The organism is Umezawaea sp. (assembly GCF_057122925.1).
The window spans coordinates 92764-111663 of the sequence record NZ_DBNGPQ010000128.1 but is presented as its reverse complement, the minus strand read 5'-3'; the positions used below and the strand labels follow the sequence as shown (position 1 = coordinate 111663).

Sequence of the window (18900 nt, the reverse complement as noted above, 5' to 3'; positions counted from 1 at the left end):
TACCTTTAGCCCCAATTTTGGCCGGTGGCCAAAAACCCGTTCGGGGAAGGCTGCTGGAATGGGCGCCATGCGAGTCCTGGTCACCGGCGCGTCCGGGTTCATCGGCGGCGCGGTCGTCGCCCGCCTGGTCGCCGCGGGCCACGCCGTGCGGGCGCTGGCGCACGAGGCCGACGTCCCGGCCGGGGTCGAGTCCGCCCGCGCTGACCTGCGGGACCGCGACTCCCTGGTGCGAGCGGCTGACGGCGTGGACGCCGTCGTGCACCTCGCGGCGGTGGCGCGGGTGCGGGAGTCGTTCGAGAGGCCGCTGCACCACTACGAGGTCAACGTGGGCGGCACGGTGAACCTCCTGTCCGCGCTGCCGGAGGGGTCCCGTGTGGTGTTCGTCTCCACCGGGACGGTCTACGGAGCCCCTCTCTCGCAGCCGATCCCCGAGGACTGCCCGCGCGCGCCCGCCAACCCCTACGCCGCCTCCAAGGCCGCCGCGGAGGACGCCGTGGCGTGGACCGCCCGGTCCGGCCGGATCGGCGCGACCACCCTGCGCCTGTTCAACGCCGCGGGCGGCGACGACCGCGACGGCACCCGCGTGATCACCCGCGCGGTCGACGCCGCGGCGGGCGGCACCCCGCTGACGGTGTTCGGCGACGGCTCGGCGGTGCGCGACTTCGTGCACGTGGAGGACGTCGCGACCGCCGCCGCGCTGGCGCTGGAGCGGACCGCGGTCGGGTCCCACGACGTGTTCAACGTGGGCGCGACCGCGGCGAGCGTGCGGGACGTCGTCGCCTCCGTCGAGCGGGTCACCGGCCGTCCGGTGCCGCTGGTGCGCGCTCCGGCGAACGACGGGGAGGTCGCCGAGCTGCGGGCGGACACGCGCAGGCTGCGGAGGGTGCTCGGCTGGGAGCCGGAGCGGTCCGCGCTCGACGACCTCGTCCGCGACCAGTGGGTCAGGCGCGCCTAGGCACCGGGATCCGCTCCAGGTCCCTGGCCACGACGATCTCCCCGTCGAACACCTCGGCCGCCTCCGCGTGGAACCGCGACGCGTCCGGGTAGCGCTGGGAGAAGTGCGTGAGCACGAGCTTGCGCACGCCGGACTCGGCGGCGACCGTCGCGGCCTGCCGCGCGGTGAGGTGGCCGTGGTCGACCGCGTGCCGCTCGTCCTCGTGCAGGTACGTCGACTCGATCACCAGCATGTCGGCCCCCTCCGCGAGCGCGTACACGCCGTCGCACAGCCGGGTGTCCATGACGAACGCGAACCGCTGGCCGGGGCGGGGCTCGCTCACCTGCTCCAGCGCGACGCCGCCGAGCACGCCCTTCTCCTGGAGTTCTCGGACCATGGGTCCGGAGATCCCGTGCTCCTTCAGCCGGTCCGGCAGGATCCGCCGCCCGTCCGGCTCGACCAGCCGGTAGCCGAAGGTGTCGAGCGAGTGGTCGAGCCTGCGGGCTTCGACCGTGCCGAACGGGCCCTCCGCGATCACCCCCTCGGCCGACACCGGCTCCTGGCGGACGTCCGTGACGTCGTAGAACGAGCTGGCGTGCCGCAGCCGGTCGAAGAACTGCTGCCCCGACGCCGGGTAGTGCGCGAACACCGGGCGGGTCACCTTGTCCAGCGACAGCCGCTGCACGATGCCGGGCAGTCCGAGGCAGTGGTCGCCGTGGAAGTGCGTGACGCAGATCCGGGTGATGTCGCTCGCCGCGGCCCCGGCCATCAGCATCTGCCGCTGGGCGCCGTCGCCGGGGTCGAACAGCAGGCCCTCGGCGTCCCAGCGCAGCAGGTAGCCGTTGTGGTTGCGCGCACGGGTCGGGACCTGGCTGGCGGTGCCCAGCACGATCAACTCACGGATCGACACGGCACGACGTTAACGTTGGGGCCATGGAGAGCCTGCGCGCGGTGTCCGAGTGGCCGGTAGACAACGCGGCGACGGCGGTCGTCACCTCCGACGGCCGCGTCGCGGGCAGCCGCGGCGAGGTCGAGCGGCCGTTCCCGCTCGCGTCCGTGACGAAGCCGCTCGTGGCGTACGCCGTCCTCGTGGCCGTGGAGGAGGGGGCGGTCGAGTGGGACCAGCCCGCGGGCCCCGAGGGCTCGACGCTGCGGCACCTCATCGCCCACGCGTCCGGGCTCGCGTTCGACAGCCGCACGGCGCAGGCGTCGCCGGGCACCCGCCGGATCTACTCCAACACCGGGTTCGAGGTGCTGGCGGAGACCGTGGAGGAGGCCACCGGCTTCGCGTTCCGCGACTACCTGGCCGAGGCCGTGTTCCAGCCGCTCGGCATGGGGGCGACCTCGTTGGACGGCAGCCCCGCCGCGGGGGCGGTGTCGACGGTGGCCGACCTGTCCCTGTTCGCCGCCGAGCTCCAGGCGCCGAAGCTCGTGTCGGCCGCGCTCGTCGGGGAGGCGACCGCGGTCGTGTTCCCAGGGCTCGCGGGCGTGCTGCCCGGCTACGGCAACCAGCGCGAGAACGACTGGGGCCTCGGGTTCGAGGTCCGCGACGGCAAGTCGCCGCACTGGACGGGCTCGGCCAGCTCGCCCGCGACGTTCGGCCACTTCGGGCAGAGCGGCACGTTCCTGTGGGTCGACCCGGTGGCGGGCGCGGCGTGCGTGGCGCTGGCCGATCGCGCGTTCGGGAAATGGGCTATCGAGACGTGGCCCGCGTTCACCGACTCGGTGTTGGCGGAACTGTCTTGATTGGTTTCTCGTGACGAAGAATGAATAAGTCCGGTGCTAATCTCCGCCCGTTCCGCTCGATGCGAATGGGGAGATCGATGAAAAAGCTCGGCACAGTGCTGTTCGCCTGCGCTCTCGCGCTCGCGTCCACGCAGGCGGCCAACGCCGGAACAGCGAGAACCTTGCAGGTGGCGGCCTTGGGGGACTCCTACGCCGCAGGTACCGGGGCCGGCGACTACGAACCGGGAACGGAAGGCGTCTGCTACCGCAGCGCGAATTCCGCGGCGGCCGTCGTGGTGGCCGACCTTCGCTCACGGGGAAAGCAGGTGGACTTCACCAACGTGATGTGCAGCGGTGCCGCGATTGCTGATCTGAGCACCACCTTCAAGGAGCAGCCGCCCCAGTTGGACGCGCTGTCCAAGTCCACCGATCTGGTGTTCCTCACCGTGGGCGGCAACGACGTCGGCTTCGCCGAGTACGCAGGCCTGTGCATCCAGTCCGACTGCACCGGCGCGGGCGCCCAGCTCGTCCTCGGCCAGCTGCCCGCGATGTCGGCCAAGCTCACCGCGCTGCTCGTCGACGTCAAGCAGCGCAGCCCGCGCGCCCGCGTCGTCCTCGGCGGCTACGGCCGCGCCTTCGCCCCCGGCCCCAACGCGCCCGACGTGCCGCTGGACCCGATCTGCGGCGACGGCATCCTCACCCTGCCGGAACGCGCCGAGGGGGCGACCGTCTCCCAGGGCGTCGACCGGGCCGTCCGCGACGGCGTCCGCGCCGCCCGCGCCCGCGGCGTGAACGCGGTCTACGCCAGCGCCTACACCGACGACGGCACCCTGCGCGCCGAGTTCGAGGGCCACTCCGCCTGCCAGGGCGGCACGCCGTACTACCGCGGCCTGGACGCGCTGGCCCCCGGCCAGGAGGGCCCCGTCGCGGTCCTGCACCCGAGCAGGGCCGGCCAGGCGGCCTTCGCCGAACTGCTGGCCCGCAAGCTCTAGGCGCTCGGTGAACGGCCCGCCTCCCTAGGCGGGCCGTTCACCGCCCCCCTGCGACTCCAGCCGGAGCGCCAACTGCTGGAGCACGGTCGCCACGTCCGCGTCCTCGCACTTCTCCTCGTACGCGTGCGCGACCGCCTGGAACCCCAGCGTCAGCCCGGCGGTGAACGCCGCCACCCGTGCCATCACCTGCTCCAGGGCCAGCCGGACGAACTCCGCCACGTCCTCGGTGGCGCTGTCCGGCACCGCCACCGAGTAGCTGAACACGTCCTCCTGGAGCAGCTTCAGCGCAAGGCGCAGATCATCCGCCTCCCCGTCCCCGCCGTGCATCAGCGTGAGCACCCCGATGGCCCGCTGCATGATCTCCTCGTTGCGCATGACCGAACGATCCCACCAGCCAGGCCGAACGGGGCGGAATAACACCCCGGTGCCGCGGCTAGATCGGCACGACGAGCAGCGCCTTGCCCTGCGAGGCCGCGTACCCGAGCGTGTAGCCCGTTCCGCTGCCCTGGTCGCCGGACCTCGGGAACCCGATCACCAGGTCGCTCTTGTCGACCATCCACCGGTTGCGCGCCAGGTAGGCGTCGATCCCGACCTCGTCGATGTCCAGCTCGACCAGCTCGGCCAACCGCCCGGCCCCGTGCCACCGCACGATCGCCTCCGAGGCCGCGTCGGGCTGGTCCCGCACGGTCCGCGGCACCACCACCGTCACCGCGGCCTCGGTCTGCCCGGCCAACCACTCCAGCGCCGCCGTGTCCACCCCGACGGCGCCCCCGACGTAGAAGTGGGCCTCCGGCACCGCGAACGGCAGCACGTAGGCCGCGAACACCTCGACCAGGTCCTCGACCGACAGGTGCGCCACGGCCCGAGCGCCGGTGATCGTCACGGAACGAGCCACTCCACACCCCCGCCGATGTCACCGATCGCCACAACGTTCTCACGTTCGCGCCTCGGTGTTCGACGGTGTGGTCCACCACTCGGGGACTCCTACACCCTCTCCCGGTCCGGCCTGCCCTTCAACCGGCGCCGGAGTTCGTTCAACGCCCGGTGCTGGGCCACCCGCACCGCACCGGGTGTCGTCCCGATCGCGTCCGCCGTCTCCTCGGCCGAGAGCCCGACCGTGACCCGCAGCAGCAGGATCTCCCGCTGCTGCGCCGGCAGCAGTTCCACCAGTTCCGCCGCGGGCACCCCCGAACCGGCACCGGGCACCGCGGCGACCCTCCGCACCGCGGTCCCGTACACGAACGACAGGAACGACCGCCCCTGCCCGCGGACCTCCGGCCACGTCTCGACCACGTCCGCGCACACCTCCCGCGCCACCGCGTCGGCCACCGAGAACGACGACCCCCGCCGCCCCACCCGTGCCCGGCAGTACCGGACCACGAACGGCCTGAGTGCCCCTAAGTCGACCCGCCCCGCCGCTAACCACTGTCTGGAGTCCATGTCGGTCCCCATCCCCGCCTCCTCGCGCCGTCCCGACGTGAACGAGACTCGGTTACGGGGCGGGTGTGACGCAGATTTCGCCGCGCCGTTGGGAGCAACTTCCCAGGCCGTGGACCGATCGGTTCGCGGTTGGTCGCCGACAACGATCAGGGCCCCCGCGGAAAATTCTCCACAGGGGCCCTGATCAGCGTGTGCGCCCGAAGGGATTCGAACCCCTAACCTTCTGATCCGTAGTCAGATGCTCTATCCGTTGAGCTACGGGCGCGTATATTCAGTTGTCACCTGGCCGAAACCGGGTGTTGCGGAGGCTCCGGGATTTGAACCCGGGATGGGCGATAAACCCAAACCGCATTAGCAGTGCGGCGCCATAGACCAGACTAGGCGAAGCCTCCCGGAGCCCTCGGCTACGACGCATAGATTACACACACCTTCGCCTGGGGAGCAAAACGCCCCCTCCAACACCTCCGCCCGACTGTCGGATTCAGCGAAAGCGCAGCTCAGGGCGTTGGCCACCGACAGTCCCGCCACCCGCGACGGCGGGTGAACGGCACATGTCGAGACCGTTAGTGATCTTCGTCTCCCCCACTACTTCCGGACGAGGTCGAGGAATGGCTGGAGGGAGTCCGGATTGCGCAGGGCGTCGCGGCTGACCGCTCGCTCCGGCGGGGTTCCGGCGAGGATCTTCTTGACCGGGACCTCGCACTTCTTGCCGTTCAGGGTGCGGGGGACCTCGCTGACGACGATGAACCTGTCCGGGACGTGGCGCGGTGACAGGTTGGTGCGCAGGCCGGTGCGGAGGGCCTTCTCCAGCTCCGGCGAGAGGGTGTCGTCGTCCAGCACCAGGAAGCACAGGAGTTCGCCGTCGGGCTCGGCCGCGCCGGAGGTGTCGATGACCAGCGAGTCGGCCACGCCGGGCAGCGACTCGACGACGCGGTAGAACTCGCTGGTGCCCATGCGGACGCCACCGCGGTTGAGGGTGGAGTCGCTGCGGCCGTAGATGACGGCCGAACCCCTCGGCGTGATGCGGATCCAGTCGCCGTGCCGCCAGGTGCCGGGGTAGTCGTCGAAGTACGCCTCGCGCAGGCGGCTGCCGTCCTCGTCGCCCCAGAAGTAGAGGGGCATGGACGGCATGGGCCTGGTGATGACCAGTTCACCCACCTCGTCCACAACCTCGCGGCCCTGGTCGTCGTAGGCGGTGACAGCGGCGCCGAGGGCGCGGCAGGACAGTTCGCCCAGCCACACCGGCAGGTCGGGGGCTGCGCAGACGAACGCGGTGCACAGGTCGGTGCCGCCGGACACGCTGGCGATCTGGACGTGGTCGCCCAGCGCGGAGGCGATCCAGCGGAAGCCCTCCGGGGTGAGCGGGGCGCCGGTGGAGCCGACCACGCGCAGCGCCGTGAGGTCGTAGCGCTCGGCGGGCCGCAGGTCCTCCTTGAGGCACGACTGGATGTACGGGGCCGACGTGCCGAAGTAGGTCACGCGGTGCTGCTCGGCGAGGTGCCACAGGACGTTGAGGTCGGGGTGCGCCGGGCTGCCGTCGAAGAGGACGACGGTGGTGCCGACGAGGAGGCCCGCGATGACGTAGTTCCACATCATCCAGCCGGTGGTGGTGAACCAGAAGAAGCGGTCGCCCGGCCCGAGGTCGCCGTGCAGGCCGAGCATCTTGAGGTGCTCCACGACGATGCCGCCGTGGCCCTGCACGATGCCCTTGGGCAGCCCCGTGGTGCCCGAGGAGTACAGGACCCACAGCGGGTGGTCGAACGGGACCGGGTCGAACTCCAGGGGCGCTCCGTCGTGCTTGGCGAGCAGCGCGGCCCAGTCGACGGTGCCGGGCAGCGTGCCGCCGACGTAGTCGACGAGCACCGTGGCCTTCAGCGAGCCGATCTCCGCGCGCAACTCGTCCACGGTCGGGCGGACGTCGAACGTGCGGCCGTTGTAGTGGTAGCCGTCGACGGCGATCAGCACGGTCGGCTCGATCTGGGTGAAGCGGTCGGAGACGGCGCGGGCGCCGAAGTCCGGGGAGCACGACGACCAGGTGGCGCCGATGCTCGCGGCGGCGAGGAACGCGATCAGCGCCTCCGGCGAGTTGGGCACGAGCGCCACGACGCGGTCGCCCCTGGTGACGCCCAGTGCCAGCAGTCCGGCGCGGGCGGCGGCGACGCGGCGGCGGAGGGTGGCGAAGTCGAGCTGCGCGGTGAGGCCGTCCTCGCGGTGGAAGATCACCGCGAGGTCGTCGTCGGCGCGGCCGGGGCCGGGGCGCAGGGCGTGCTCGGCGTAGTTCAGGGTCGCGCCGGGGAACCACCGCGCGCCGGGCATCGACTCCGACCCCAGGACGCGGGTCGGCGGGGTGTGGAAGGCGACGTCGAAGAAGTCGGCGACCGCGCCCCAGAACGCCTCCAGGTCGGTCGTCGACCACGCCCACAGCTCGGCGTGGTCCGCGAGGTCGAGTCCGCGCTCAGCCCGCAGCCAGTCGCGGAACGCGGCCACGCGGGTGTCCGCGACCTGGTCGGGATCGGGCTGCCACAGGAGTTCGGCCTCGGCGTTCGTGTCGCTCATACCCCGTTCCTAGCCGATCGGACGGCTCAGAACCACAGCGGACGCCCACACACCTCGTCACACGCGACCGTCGGCCGCCACCAGGTCCTCCAGCGCGGACGTGAGCCTGCCCGGATCGGCCGGGGCGAGGATGAACCAGCCGCCGTCCTGCCGCACGAGGTACCGGCCCTCGTGGCTGTCCATCCACGAGAGGGTCCGGCCGGTGGGGTGGACCCGCCCCGAGCGGTCGCGGGCGACCAGGGCGACCTGACCGCCGCCGCTGCGGGTCGTCACGGCGCGCACGAGCGTGTTCGCCTCCGGCTCGCGCACCCCGGCGTACCGCAGGACCTCCAGGAAGCCCTCCACACCGTCGCGCTCGCCTGCCCGGCCCGCCGCCAGGTAGTCGTCCCAGCGGACGTTCACCGAACGGCCCGCGCCCGCGGGCGCCGGGGGCAGGGTGGACACGGTGATCGACGCCAGCGCGGTCGGCCGGAACGAGGCGAGCTGGACCTGGTCGCCGACCCGTGCGACGAACGCGCCGTGCCAGCCCGCCGTGGCCAGGCCGCGCGCCGTCTCGCCGCGACGGGAGAAGACCAGTTCCAGGCCGACGTCGAACTCGACCAGCCCGCGCAGCAGCGCGTGCAGGTCGCCGTCGGGCCGCTGGACCGTGCCGAGGCCGCGGGCGGACAGCGTGCGCGAGCACGTCGCCGCCAGCTCGGCCCGCTCGGCTCCGGTGCGGCCGTAGTGCTTGGCGCCCACCGGTACGGGCTGGCGGTCGCCGTGCACCGCCTGCCACAGGGTGAAGAACTCCTGGGCGGCGAGCCGGAAGACCACGGGGTCCCCAGTCACGTGCCGATCACCGGCGGCGCGGCCTTCTTGTCGACGCCGAACAGGTTGTCGTCCTCTTCGAGGTACCGGGCCCGGCGGTGGCCCGTCTCGTCGTCGCGGCCCGCCAGGGGACCCGCGGCCATCGGCGCGCCCATCATGCCGCCCGGCACGGCCGCGCCGCCCGCGACCTTGGGGGCCTGGGAGGTCGAGGTCTGCGCCGACGAGGCGCGGGAGTCGGTGCCGCCGATGACGCCGCTGGAGCCGCCGGGGGTGATCGGGCTGGACGAGCCGCCCGCACCACCGCCGCCGGAGGACTGGCCCGCACCGGAGTAGCCGCCCGCCGAGTAGCCGCCGCGGGCCGCGGGGGCGTACCCGCCGCCTCCACCGGCACCGCCACCGCCGGAGCGGTGACCGCTGCCGCTGGACGTCGCCGTGCGGCCAGCCACCGGAGCACCGGTCGTCGGGTTGGCGACCACGACGGGCGAGCCGTCGACGCGGGTCGTCGGAGAGGGGGCGCCGCCGGTGCCCGGCAGGACCTCGGGCGCCGCCACCGGGTTCACCGGCGCGCTGAACGCGGGCACGGTCTGGTCGACCGCGAACGAACCCTGCTGGAACGCGGCCATCACGTCGGCGGCCGCGCGGTGGCCCGCGTCGACGGCCGCGGTCTCGGCCACGACCGGCGCGCCGACCTGGTCGATGCCGGTGAACGGCGACCGCGTCGTCAGCTGACCGGGGTCGGCCGGGTCCACGGGCGTCAGCGCGTCGACGGCGATCCGGCTGACCGGGGCCACCGGGGTCGTGGTCGGTGTGACCAGCTGGTCGACCGGCGCCACGGGCGTGGGGGCGGGCGCGGGCTTCGGCATCTGCTCCCGCGCCGTCACCACGTGCTCGATCTCCAGGTTGATGCACTCGGCGACGTTGGTGGCGTGGTCGCTGGTGTTCTCCGCCCACTTCACCACGGTGAGCAGGCCGTCGCGGGCCTTCTCGGCGGACTCGCCCTCCCACCCGCTCGACGAGGCGAAGACCGCGCTGATGAGCTGGTCCTTCACCTCGGCGAGGGTGGTGCCGAGGGTGGTCCAGCCGTCCTTGACCGACGCGGCGCTGGTGAGGTCGACGCCCGTGTGCACCATGTCGTAGAGCTCCTGGTGCGAGTAGGTCATCCAGTCGACCTTCTCACCCAGCTCCGACGGCTCCCCCTGCCGCGGCTCCGGGTACGGGTTCGGCGGTTTGTCCTGCTTGTCGCCCGGCATCAGCCCTTACCGCCCATCGTGTGCGCGATGTCCTCGTCGTGGTCATCGGTGTTCTTCGCCGCCTGCCGGACGGTCGTCTCCACGTCCTCCAGCACGTCCATGAACTCGCGGATCACGAACACCGCCGACTGCTGGTCGCCCACCGCGACCTGGCGCAACCGGCGGCTGATCGAGCGGCCGACCCAGTTGTCGCCGAACTGCAACGGGATGTCGAGCTGGTCGCGGACCGAGTCGTAGAGGTCCTGGACCCGGTCGCGCGCCTCCGCGATGGCCTTGATGAGGTCGTCGGCCGATCCCTTGTCCAGCGCGATCTTGCCGGTGTCCACGGCCTGGTCGACGGCCGCGACCGCGCTGTGCGCGGACACCAGGTCCGCCTGCGCGACGGTGGTGAAGTTCGGTTGCGGCGGCGGCGCCGCCGCCACCGGCGGCACGGCGTTGTCCTCGGTCATCGGCTATCCCCCTCGCCCAGCAGGTGCCCGCGCCTCTGCCGCGGACACCTCCCTTAGATGTACCCGTGCCGCCCTCCGGTTCCAATCCGCCGGAAAGAGGTTTACCGCAGGTGCGAGTCGAACCAGTTCAGCGCGCGGTGCCACGCCTCCGCGCTGGCGGCGGGCGAGGTGTCGAAGCGGTGGCTGGAGTCCGCGAACCGCACGACGTCCGTCGCGACCTCGGCGGAGGCCGCCGCGTCGCGCAGCTTCTCCACGTCGGCGAGCGCGATCTCGCCGTCCTCGTCGCCGTAGAGGCCGAGCCACGGGCACGTCAGCTCCTCGGCCACCTCCACCAGCGACGGGAGGCCGTCCGACAGCGGGGTGAGGATGCCGCCGCCGCCGATCGTCACGGCCGCGCCGATGGTTCGGCTTCCCGCCACGACCATCGCGACCGCGCCGCCGAGGTCGAAGCCCAGCACGCCCATCCGGTCGGCCGGGACGCCCTGCTCGCCGAGCCACACGAAGGCGACGTCGGTGTCCGCGAGCACCGCTTCCCCGGACAGCTTGCTGACCTGGTCCGACACGTCGCCGTCGGCCACCTCGTCCGCGTCGTGGTAGAGGTGGGGGGCGACCACGAGCCAGCCCTCGTCGGCGAGGGTGCCGACGAGGCCGCGCACGGTGTCCGTCACGCCGCGGGCCTCGTGCAGGACGACCAAGCCGCCGCGAACGGCGTTCTCCGGCTCGGCGACGGTCAGCCTCAGGTCACGGCCGTCGGTGAGCGGGATCGTCTCGGTCCGGGTCTGAGTCATGGACCTACCCTTCCACGCTGAGGTGAACGGGCGTCAACGTGACCAACCAGACGGACCAGTGTCCCCCGCCCCGCGTTCGAGGGGATAACGTCCAGCTCAGGCCCGCACCGGTGCTGGCCGGAAGGAGTTCTTCCCGATGACCGTGCGAACCCGCGCCGATCTGGACGCGCTGCCGTCCTACGTCCCCGGCAAGACCGTGCCGGGTGCGATCAAGCTCGCCAGCAACGAGGTGTCGGCCGGTCCGCTGCCCAGCGTCGTGCGCGCGGTCGCCGAGGCGGCGACCGCGATGAACCGCTACCCGGACACCGGGTGCACCGACCTCGTCGAACGGCTCGCCGACAAGCTCGGCGTGCCCGCGGGCCAGGTCACGACCGGCAGCGGTTCCGTGACCCTGTGCCAGCAGCTCATCCAGGCCACCTGCGCCGACGGCGACGAGGTGCTGTTCCCGTGGCGCTCGTTCGAGGCCTACCCGCTGCTCACGCACGTCGTGGGCGCCGCGCAGGTGCGCGTGCCGCTGACCGGTGGGCACGAGCTGGACCTGGACGCGATGGCCGCGGCGATCACTCCGAGGACCCGTCTGGTGTTCGTGTGCAACCCGAACAACCCGACCGGCACCGCCGTGCGCGCCGAGCAGCTCGAGGCCTTCGTCGAGGAGGTCCCCGCCGACGTGCTGGTCGTGCTCGACGAGGCCTACAAGGAGTTCGTCGACGACCCGCACGTGCCGGACGGCGTCGAGTTCGCCAAGGCGCAGTGGTCTCGGGGGCGGGCGAACGTGGCCGTGCTGCGCACGTTCTCCAAGGCCTACGGCCTCGCCGGGCTGCGGATCGGCTACGCCGTGGCGTCCGAGCCGGTCGTGGAGGCGCTGCGCAAGGTGTACGTGCCGTTCGCCGTGAACGCGCTCGCGCAGGTCGCCGCCATCGCGTCGCTCGACGCCGAGGCCGAGCTGATGGAGCGGTGCCGCGCGATCGTCGCCGAACGGGGCCGGGTGCGGGGCGCGCTGCTCGACGCCGGGTTCGAGGTGCCGGAGACGCAGGCGAACTTCGTGTGGCTGCCGCTGGGCGAGCGGACGCTGGAGTTCAACGACCACTGCCTGGCGCACAAGGTCGTCGTGCGCGCGTTCGCCGGTGACGGCGCGCGGGTCACGATCGGCGAGCCGGACGAGAACGACGCGTTCCTGGCCGCCGCGAAGGCCTGGTCAGCCCAGTAGCAGTTTCGCGATCGCGACGAGTCCCACGACGACGATGACGGCGCGGAGGGCGGTCGGCGGCAGCTTGCGGCCGACCTTCGCGCCGATCTGGCCGCCGACGACCGAGCCGAGCGCGAGCAGCAGCACGGCCGTCCACGCGATGTCGGCGATGAAGATGAACAGCACGCCCGCGACCAGGTTCACGAACGCGGTCAGCACGTTCTTCAGCGCGTTGAGCCGCTGGAGGTGCTCGGTGATCAGCACACCCATCATGCCCATCACCAGAACCCCTTGCGCCGCACCGAAGTAGCCGCCGTAGATGCCACCGGCGAACACCCCGAACCACAGCAGCAGCCCGCCGTCCGCGGGCCGTTGCGCCGTCCGTTCGGCCAGCTTGCGGTTCAGCCACGGCTGCGCGACGACGAGCACCAGCGCGATGACGATCAGCACGGGCACGATCGCCGAGAACGCCTTCTCCGGCAGCGTCACGAGCAGGATCGCGCCGACGATCCCGCCCAGGATCGACGCGGGCAGCAGGCGCTTGACCCGCGCGGCCTGGCCCTTGAGCTCCTCGCGGTAGCCGAACGCGCCGCTCAGCGACCCCGGCACCAGGCCGAGGCTGTTCGAGACGTTCGCGACCACCGGCGGGTAGCCGACCGCGAGCAGCACCGGGAACGTGATGAGGGTGCCCGAGCCGACCACGGTGTTGATCCCGCCCGCGAACACCCCCGCGATCACCACGGCGAGCATTTCGAGCGGCTCCAGCGACGTCACGCCGTCTCCCCAGGTCGTCCGGTCAAACCAGCACTATGCACCGCCGGGTCTTCGAGACGTCCTATGTGTGGCACGGGCGACAGTCCACCACTCCGACCGGTGCGGCGCACCACCGGTCCGGGACCGGGTGGCGGTCGGCCGCGTCGGGGCGGGGTCCGTGGCGCGAGCGGGCACACCGCAAACATGGCAGGGGTGGCGCCGCCGCGCGACACCACCCCACCCGTCAGTCGGCCTTCCCCCTGCGGCGGCCGAGGAGCACCGCTCCGAGACCGAGCACCAGCACGAGGCCGCCGAGCAGCGTGGTGCCGATGACGCCTGCGCCCGTGCGGGCGAGGTTCTCGTCCGGCGTCCCACCGCCGCTCTCGGCGGACGTGGTGGTCGTCGGCGGGGTCGTGGTCGTCGGCGAGGTGGTGACCACGCCGGAGACCGCGGCCCTGTCCTCGGCGGTGACGAACGCCGTGCCCACCCGCGGCCCGAAGGCGCACCGGACCACCACCTCGCCGCGGTCGCGCGCGGCCTGCGGGACGGGGGTGGTGACGTCGACGGTCCTCGTCTCGTCCGGCGCCAGGTCGAGGCCGGGGCCGTCGAGTTCGAGCGCGCCCCACGCGTCGGTGTCGTTGCGCAGGTCGCCGCCGTCGACGCACCGGGCGACGACGGTCATCGGGGCGTCGGAGGTGTTGACCAGGGTGATCTTGAGCGTGGCGTCGGCGTCCGGCGCGAAGGTGTCCGCGGTGAACTCGACGGTCGCGGCCAGTTCGGGGTCGGCGTCCGGGTCCGCGACGAGGGGACCGGGGACGACGGAGATGTCGACGACGGCCTCCCGGTCGCCCCTGATCCGGACGAGGTGGTCGATGCCGCCCGTCACGGCGTCCTTCCAGGGGCCGATGACGACCACGGTCACCTCGCCCACCGGCAGGTCCTCGACGGCCCACCGGCCGTCGGCGCCCGTGGTGGCGCGGCCGAGCAGTTCCCGCGTCCCCGGCCGCAGCACGACGAGCGCGACGCCCGCCAGCGGCTGGTCGCCGTGCCGGACCTCGCCCCCGACGTCGCCGACCGCACCGACGACGTCGGCCCGGTCGGACGCTTCGGCGTAGCCGTCGGTGAACTCGCCGTTGTCGCCGAACGCGCACCGGACGGCGACCTCGCCGCCGGTGAACGCGCCGTCCGGCACGACGTCGGTGACCCGGACGACCTCGGTCTCACCCGCGCCGACCCGGACGCCCCCGCCACCGGGCGCGAGCGGGGCCCAACCGGGGCCGGTGCCGGGGAGCAGGTGGTCCTCGTCGGACCGGCAGACGGCGACGACACCGGTCAACGCCTCCGCGCCCCTGTTGGTGAGCGTGACGTCGACACCGACCCGGTCGGACCTGCCGTAGCCGGCCCGGTCGAAGTCGAGCTTCGCGGTCAGCGCCTCGGACACCGGGCGGACGGCGCCCAGTTCGAGCAGCGTCTCCTCGCCCGACTCGACGGTGAACACGCTGCTGCCCGGCTTCACCACGAACCCGTCGGCGCCGCCGAAGCGCAGCCGGTGGGTGCCGGTCGGCACGTTGCGGAAGGAGAACCGGCCCCGCGCGTCGGTCACGGCGTCCAGCGACACGGCGGGCGAACCGCCGGTGCTGTGGAACTCGACGCCCGCCCTGCCCTCGCCCTCGTCGGCCTTCCCGTTGCGGTTGGCGTCGACGTAGACGGTCCCGTTGACCGCGCCCCGCGCCAGGCCGATGCCGGTCTTCGCGGTGAACTCGTTGTCGGCGGGGGTCGGGTCGACGACGCCCTCGACGTCCACCCTGGCGAAGAGGGTGCCCGTGACCTCGTTGGTGTTGCGCTGCCTGCCGACCACGACGGCGGAGTGCTTCCCACCGGGTTCGAGCCGCTTGAGGTCCCGGACCTTCGCGTACTCCTCGGGCGGCACCTCGTAGTTCGCCTTGAACTCGAACGTGAGGCCCTCCGCGGTGGCGGTGCCGGTGTTCTCGACCGTCACCGTCGCGGCGAGGTCGGCGCCGGGCGGGTACTCGGCCTGGCCGTAGGCGATCGTCACCCTGAGGTCGGCCCGCCCCTCGGCGGGCTCGGCGGACGCGACGCCCGCGGACGTACCGGCCAGCAGCAGCACCAGGGCTGCCGACACCATCGATCTGACGGACACGATTGCTTCCCCCCACGGGAACCGACGAGTGCTGGTGCGTTCGGACCAGTCGACCCCGGACGTGGTCCGACGTCGGCGAACGCCGATCACGTTAGCGGCTCGACCGGCCCGTGGCACCGCTCACGACGGGATTTCCACCTGCCACCCGAACACCCCGAACGGCACCCCGTCCAGGTACCCCCGAACGCCCGCGAGCGCGTACGGGATCACGGTGTCCGGCAACCGGTCCCGCCGGAACCACGCCACCTCGTAGCACTTGTCCGGTTCGCGGTTGGCCGGCTCACCACCCCACCGCCGCACCTCGAAGAACAGACCGAGGCGCGGCTCCACCCCTTCACCCCGCGCGTGCACCACGTGCGCGAGCCGCAGGTCGGCCTCCGCGATCCGCACCCCGACCTCCTCGCCCGCCTCCCGCACGGCGGCCGCCGCCACCGACTCCCCCGCCTCCAACTTCCCGGCGGGCAGGTGCCACATCCCGTCCCCGTAGCTGCCGCGCCGCTTGGACAGCAGCACCTCGTCACCGCGGACGAGGAGCAGGTGGACGTCGATCACGGCAACCCTGTCGGACATCGCCGCAGTGTCCCCGAAACCCACGGTGAACGTGACCACGAGCCCGTTCCGCACGACGCCTGCCGCGATCGCGTTCACCAACTCACGGGAGGCGCGCTCGTGCATTCGGGCGAAGCGCGGAGGACCGGGTCCCACGTCCTGGGACGCCGTCACACCTTCACGACCGTCGCCGGTGACCGCAGAGCACGGCCATGTCGTCGGGGTCGGAGGTGAGAAGATCACCCGTTCGTCAGCGGCACGCGCCACGGCCAACCAGGTTGTCGGTTCACGATCACGAAGAACCGCCTCGGCCAGCCCTTCGCTGTCCAGAACGGGAGTCATGCGGACGTTCCCGCGTCGGCGGCTCGCCTGAACGGCTTCCCGTGGTCCACAACGGGAAGCGAATTGGGACGACGAATGGGACGACGACGCACGAGGGGCGGCTCACCACGCGGTGAGCCGCCCCTGTCCGTGCTGGTCGGACTTGCGGAAGCGGAGGGATTTGAACCCCCGGATGGTTTCCCATCTTCCGCTTTCAAGGCGGATGCATTCGGCCGCTCTGCCACGCTTCCCTGCGCGAGCCAGGTTACCCGTCGAGCGACCGCAGGTGCGCCTTGACCCGGTCGAACACCTTGGCCAACACCTCCTGCTCCTCGGACGTCAGCAGGTCGATCATGTGGTCGCGCACGCCGCTGACGTGGGTCGGTGCGGCGGTCTGGAGGGCGCGCAGGCCGCGGTCGGTGAGTTCGGCCAGCACGCCCCTGCCGTCCTGGTCGCACTCGCGGCGTTGCAGGAGGCCTTCGCGCTCCATGCGGGCGACCTGGTGGGAGACGCGGCTCTTCGAGGAGGCCACGTCCTCGGCGAGCTGGGACATGCGCATCGAGCCGCCCGGCTGTTCGGAGAGCCGAACCATCAGCTCGTAGTCGGCCAGCGACAGTCCGTGGCCGGTCTGCAACTCGCGGTGCAGGCGGTCCTCCAGCATCGCCGCCGCGGTCACGTAGTTGCGCCACGCGCGCATCTCGTCCTGATCGAGCCAACGCGGCTCCTGCCCGGCATCCGTCACGCCGACCAGGTTAATCCCGCGAGGACGTGACATCTCCATTCATCGACGATCCACCTGGATGACTGGTTTCCGGCCGCGCGGCGAGGCAAACTCCACCGCCGTAGCGCGCCTGCCTACTCAGGCGCCAAGCAGGAGGAAACATGAGTTCGTTCAGACGGACCGCCGCGCTCGTGGCGACCGCCGGGGTTGGACTGGCGATCACGTTCGCCGGCAGCCCGGCTCAGGCTGATGTCGACGCCCAACGCGCGCAGCGCACGGTGGACGTCCGCCTGATCGGCATCAACGACCTGCACGGCAACATCGAGCCGCCGACCGGCTCGTCCGGCCGCGTGACGCTGGCCGACGGCACCACGGTGAACGCCGGTGGCGCCGCGTACAACGCGACCCACATCAGGAACCTCCAGGCGCAGGTCAAGAACTCGGTGATCGTGGGCCAGGGCGACCTGATCGGCGCGTCGCCGATCGTGTCCGCGCTGTTCCACGACGAGCCGACGATCGACATCCTGAACAAGGTCGGGATGAACACGACCGCGGCGGGCAACCACGAGTTCGACGAGGGCTACCGGGAACTGCTGCGCATCCAGCACGGCGGCTGCCACCCGGTGGACGGCTGCCAGTTCAACGACCGGTACACCGGCGCGAAGTTCCCGATCCTGGGCGCGAACGTGACCAAGGTGAACAGCGGTCTGCCCGCGCTGCCGCCGTTCTGGGTGGAGGTCCGCGACGGCGTGCCGATCGGCTTCATCGGCATGCCGCTGAAGGACGTGCCGATCCTGGTCGACCCGAACGGCGTCAAGGAGCTCCAGTTCGGCGACGAGGTCAAGGCGGCGAACAGGTACGCGGACCTGCTGAACCTGATCGGCATCAAGTCGATCGTGCTGCTGGTGCACCAGGGCGACCAGGTGGCGGCGAACGGCGGCCCGAACGGCTGCACGAACACGCCCGGCCCCGGCCAGCTCATCGCGGAGAAGGTCAGCCCGAAGATCGACGCCGTGTTCAGCGGCCACAGCCACCAGCACTACAACTGCACGGTGAAGGACCCGGCGGGCAACCCCCGTCCGTTCATCGAGGGCCTCGCGTTCGGCCGTGAGCTGTCCGTCGTCGACCTGAAGATCGACCGCAAGACCCGCGACGTCGTCCGCTCGGAGACCAGGGCCGAGAACAAGATCGTCACCCAGGACGTCGCGCCGGACCCGGCCGTGCAGGCCGTCATCGACAAGGCGAAGACGAAGTCGGGCCCGATCGCCAACCGGCAGATCGGCACGATCAGCGCCGACATCCCGCGCGCGCAGGCCCCGACCGGCGAGTCGCCGCTGGGCAACCTGATCGCGGACTCGCAGCTCGCCGCCACCACCGGCAACGGCGCGGTCATCGCGCTGATGAACCCCGGCGGCGTGCGCGCCGACCTCGCGTTCCCCAGCTCGCCCGCGGGTGAGGGCAACGGCGTGGTCACCTACGGCGAGGCGTTCACCGTCCAGCCGTTCGGCAACATCCTCCAGACGGTCACGCTGACCGGCGCGCAGCTCAAGACCGTCCTGGAGCAGCAGTGGTCGGCGACGCGGCAGATCGTGCTCCAGCCGTCGGCGAACCTGAGCTACTCGTGGTCGACGTCCGCGCCCATCGGCTCGAAGATCTCCAACCTGGCGATCAGCGGTACGCCGGTCGACCCGGCGGCGAGCTACCGCGTGACGATCAACAGCTTCCTCCAGGGCGGCGGTGACGGCTTCCCCGGCTTCACCGAGGGCACGGCCATCACGGGCGGCGGCATCGACCTGGACGCCTTCGCGGCGTACCTGACCGCGCAGCCGAACCAGGCGCCCCCGGCGCTGGGCCGCATCACCACCACCCCGTAGTCAGGTTTCCCCGTGGGCGGTCCGGTGGGGTTCTCCCCCGCCGGGCCGCCCACGAGCGGAAGAACGGGAAAAGATCGTCCGGCTATTCGCCGATATGATCTCCGAACTCGCCGATCGCTCTGCGCGACCATTGTTCGCTCTCCGCTCACCCGTGTGGTGAGGAAATCTTCACCAGTTTCAGGACGCCACCACCTGTTGCGGTTTTAGCTGATCAAGCGCATAGTCGTGAAAGGGACAGACCACCGAAGAAACCGGAAAGTTATTTACGGTGGCACTCCCGGAAGGGGTCAGGTGGTGCCATGCAGGTAACTCTTCGCAGTGATGCTCGTCGTCCGCTGCATCCCCACGATCGGACCTGATTTCACGATCCGGTCGCGAATGTGAGCAGTGAAAG

General features: G+C 71.7%; 18 protein-coding genes and 3 tRNA genes. 5 read left to right on the top strand and 16 right to left on the bottom strand.

The window, feature by feature from the left end:
* Positions 1-67: 67 nt before the first annotated feature.
* Complete coding sequence (locus AC156L_RS29520) at positions 68-955, top strand: NAD-dependent epimerase/dehydratase family protein (protein ID WP_330877525.1); 888 nt, start codon at positions 68-70, stop codon at positions 953-955.
* Here AC156L_RS29520 and AC156L_RS29515 read toward each other — a convergent pair.
* Positions 942-1844: a ribonuclease Z gene (locus AC156L_RS29515; RefSeq protein ID WP_330877524.1), complete on the bottom strand. Its 903-nt coding sequence runs from the start codon at positions 1842-1844 to the stop codon at positions 942-944. The genes AC156L_RS29520 and AC156L_RS29515 overlap by 14 nt on opposite strands.
* A gap of 23 nt (positions 1845-1867) precedes the next feature.
* Here AC156L_RS29515 and AC156L_RS29510 point away from each other — a divergent pair, with 23 nt between their 5' ends.
* Together AC156L_RS29510 and AC156L_RS29505 are read left to right on the top strand one after the other, a co-directional pair.
* Entirely contained in the window at positions 1868-2680 is an 813-nt protein-coding gene (locus AC156L_RS29510; RefSeq protein ID WP_330877523.1) for a serine hydrolase domain-containing protein, read from the top strand.
* A 20-nt stretch (positions 2681-2700) separates the two neighbouring features.
* Complete coding sequence (locus tag AC156L_RS29505) at positions 2701-3651, top strand: SGNH/GDSL hydrolase family protein (RefSeq protein ID WP_484407454.1); 951 nt, start codon at positions 2701-2703, stop codon at positions 3649-3651.
* Between the two features lie 24 nt (positions 3652-3675).
* Here AC156L_RS29505 and AC156L_RS29500 read toward each other — a convergent pair whose 3' ends face one another.
* The 10 genes from AC156L_RS29500 to AC156L_RS29455 all read right to left on the bottom strand — a co-directional run bounded on the left by AC156L_RS29500 (position 3676) and on the right by AC156L_RS29455 (position 10941).
* Positions 3676-4026: a hypothetical protein gene (locus tag AC156L_RS29500; RefSeq protein WP_330877521.1), complete on the bottom strand. Its 351-nt coding sequence runs from the start codon at positions 4024-4026 to the stop codon at positions 3676-3678.
* A 58-nt stretch (positions 4027-4084) separates the two neighbouring features.
* Entirely contained in the window at positions 4085-4534 is a 450-nt protein-coding gene (locus AC156L_RS29495) for a hypothetical protein (protein WP_330877520.1), read from the bottom strand.
* A gap of 101 nt (positions 4535-4635) precedes the next feature.
* Positions 4636-5103: a sigma factor-like helix-turn-helix DNA-binding protein gene (locus AC156L_RS29490; protein WP_330877519.1), complete on the bottom strand. Its 468-nt coding sequence runs from the start codon at positions 5101-5103 to the stop codon at positions 4636-4638.
* Positions 5104-5283: 180 nt separating this feature from the next.
* Positions 5284-5356: transfer RNA gene (locus AC156L_RS29485), tRNA-Arg, on the bottom strand.
* 37 nt (positions 5357-5393) lie between these two features.
* Positions 5394-5483, bottom strand: a tRNA-Ser gene (locus AC156L_RS29480).
* 193 nt (positions 5484-5676) lie between these two features.
* Positions 5677-7647, bottom strand: coding sequence for an acetoacetate--CoA ligase (locus AC156L_RS29475; RefSeq protein ID WP_330877518.1), 1971 nt, complete (start codon positions 7645-7647; stop codon positions 5677-5679).
* A 57-nt stretch (positions 7648-7704) separates the two neighbouring features.
* A complete protein-coding gene (locus AC156L_RS29470) occupies positions 7705-8475 on the bottom strand; it encodes an ESX secretion-associated protein EspG (RefSeq protein ID WP_330877517.1) in 771 nt (256 codons plus the stop codon).
* Entirely contained in the window at positions 8472-9704 is a 1233-nt protein-coding gene (locus AC156L_RS29465) for a PPE domain-containing protein (RefSeq protein ID WP_330877516.1), read from the bottom strand. The genes AC156L_RS29470 and AC156L_RS29465 overlap by 4 nt, the downstream gene beginning before the upstream one ends.
* The gene (locus AC156L_RS29460; RefSeq protein WP_330877515.1) at positions 9704-10153 is read right to left on the bottom strand and encodes a WXG100 family type VII secretion target; all 450 of its coding nucleotides are present in this window, start codon (positions 10151-10153) and stop codon (positions 9704-9706) included. Before AC156L_RS29460 ends, AC156L_RS29465 begins: the two co-directional genes overlap by 1 nt.
* Positions 10154-10254: 101 nt before the next feature.
* Positions 10255-10941, bottom strand: coding sequence for a dienelactone hydrolase family protein (locus AC156L_RS29455; protein ID WP_330877514.1), 687 nt, complete (start codon positions 10939-10941; stop codon positions 10255-10257).
* 136 nt (positions 10942-11077) lie between these two features.
* Between AC156L_RS29455 and hisC the strand changes: the two genes are divergently transcribed.
* Positions 11078-12148: a histidinol-phosphate transaminase gene (hisC, locus tag AC156L_RS29450; RefSeq protein WP_330877513.1), complete on the top strand. Its 1071-nt coding sequence runs from the start codon at positions 11078-11080 to the stop codon at positions 12146-12148.
* Here the strand turns inward: hisC and AC156L_RS29445 are convergent.
* The 5 genes from AC156L_RS29445 to AC156L_RS29425 form a co-directional block, all read right to left on the bottom strand.
* A complete protein-coding gene (locus AC156L_RS29445) occupies positions 12137-12877 on the bottom strand; it encodes a sulfite exporter TauE/SafE family protein (protein ID WP_414719959.1) in 741 nt (246 codons plus the stop codon). The two genes, hisC and AC156L_RS29445, sit on opposite strands and share 12 nt — an antisense overlap.
* A gap of 247 nt (positions 12878-13124) precedes the next feature.
* On the bottom strand, positions 13125-15041 hold the full coding sequence (locus AC156L_RS29440; RefSeq protein ID WP_330877512.1) for a CARDB domain-containing protein: 1917 nt from the start codon (positions 15039-15041) through the stop codon (positions 13125-13127).
* Positions 15042-15161: 120 nt separating this feature from the next.
* On the bottom strand, positions 15162-15611 hold the full coding sequence (locus tag AC156L_RS29435; protein ID WP_330877511.1) for an NUDIX hydrolase: 450 nt from the start codon (positions 15609-15611) through the stop codon (positions 15162-15164).
* A gap of 466 nt (positions 15612-16077) precedes the next feature.
* Positions 16078-16162 (bottom strand) — tRNA-Ser (locus AC156L_RS29430).
* A 14-nt stretch (positions 16163-16176) separates the two neighbouring features.
* Entirely contained in the window at positions 16177-16653 is a 477-nt protein-coding gene (locus tag AC156L_RS29425) for a MarR family winged helix-turn-helix transcriptional regulator (RefSeq protein WP_330877510.1), read from the bottom strand.
* A 140-nt stretch (positions 16654-16793) separates the two neighbouring features.
* On the opposite strand from AC156L_RS29425, the gene AC156L_RS29420 reads away from it, so the two are divergent.
* Entirely contained in the window at positions 16794-18506 is a 1713-nt protein-coding gene (locus AC156L_RS29420; protein ID WP_330877509.1) for a bifunctional metallophosphatase/5'-nucleotidase, read from the top strand.
* Positions 18507-18900 lie beyond the last annotated feature (394 nt).

Bases quoted from the DNA above. Each gene is read 5' to 3' on its own strand.
- AC156L_RS29520 (WP_330877525.1), top strand. From the start codon at position 68: ATGCGAGTCCTGGTCACCGGCGCGTCCGGGTTCATCGGCGGCGCGGTC.
- AC156L_RS29510 (WP_330877523.1), top strand. From the start codon at position 1,868: ATGGAGAGCCTGCGCGCGGTGTCCGAGTGGCCGGTAGACAACGCGGCG.
- AC156L_RS29505 (WP_484407454.1), top strand. From the start codon at position 2,701: ATGAATAAGTCCGGTGCTAATCTCCGCCCGTTCCGCTCGATGCGAATG.
- AC156L_RS29500 (WP_330877521.1), bottom strand. From the start codon at position 4,026: ATGCGCAACGAGGAGATCATGCAGCGGGCCATCGGGGTGCTCACGCTG.
- AC156L_RS29490 (WP_330877519.1), bottom strand. From the start codon at position 5,103: ATGGGGACCGACATGGACTCCAGACAGTGGTTAGCGGCGGGGCGGGTC.
- AC156L_RS29475 (WP_330877518.1), bottom strand. From the start codon at position 7,647: ATGAGCGACACGAACGCCGAGGCCGAACTCCTGTGGCAGCCCGATCCC.
- AC156L_RS29465 (WP_330877516.1), bottom strand. From the start codon at position 9,704: ATGCCGGGCGACAAGCAGGACAAACCGCCGAACCCGTACCCGGAGCCG.
- AC156L_RS29460 (WP_330877515.1), bottom strand. From the start codon at position 10,153: ATGACCGAGGACAACGCCGTGCCGCCGGTGGCGGCGGCGCCGCCGCCG.
- AC156L_RS29455 (WP_330877514.1), bottom strand. From the start codon at position 10,941: ATGACTCAGACCCGGACCGAGACGATCCCGCTCACCGACGGCCGTGAC.
- hisC (WP_330877513.1), top strand. From the start codon at position 11,078: ATGACCGTGCGAACCCGCGCCGATCTGGACGCGCTGCCGTCCTACGTC.
- AC156L_RS29445 (WP_414719959.1), bottom strand. From the start codon at position 12,877: ATGCTCGCCGTGGTGATCGCGGGGGTGTTCGCGGGCGGGATCAACACC.
- AC156L_RS29435 (WP_330877511.1), bottom strand. From the start codon at position 15,611: ATGTCCGACAGGGTTGCCGTGATCGACGTCCACCTGCTCCTCGTCCGC.
- AC156L_RS29420 (WP_330877509.1), top strand. From the start codon at position 16,794: ATGAGTTCGTTCAGACGGACCGCCGCGCTCGTGGCGACCGCCGGGGTT.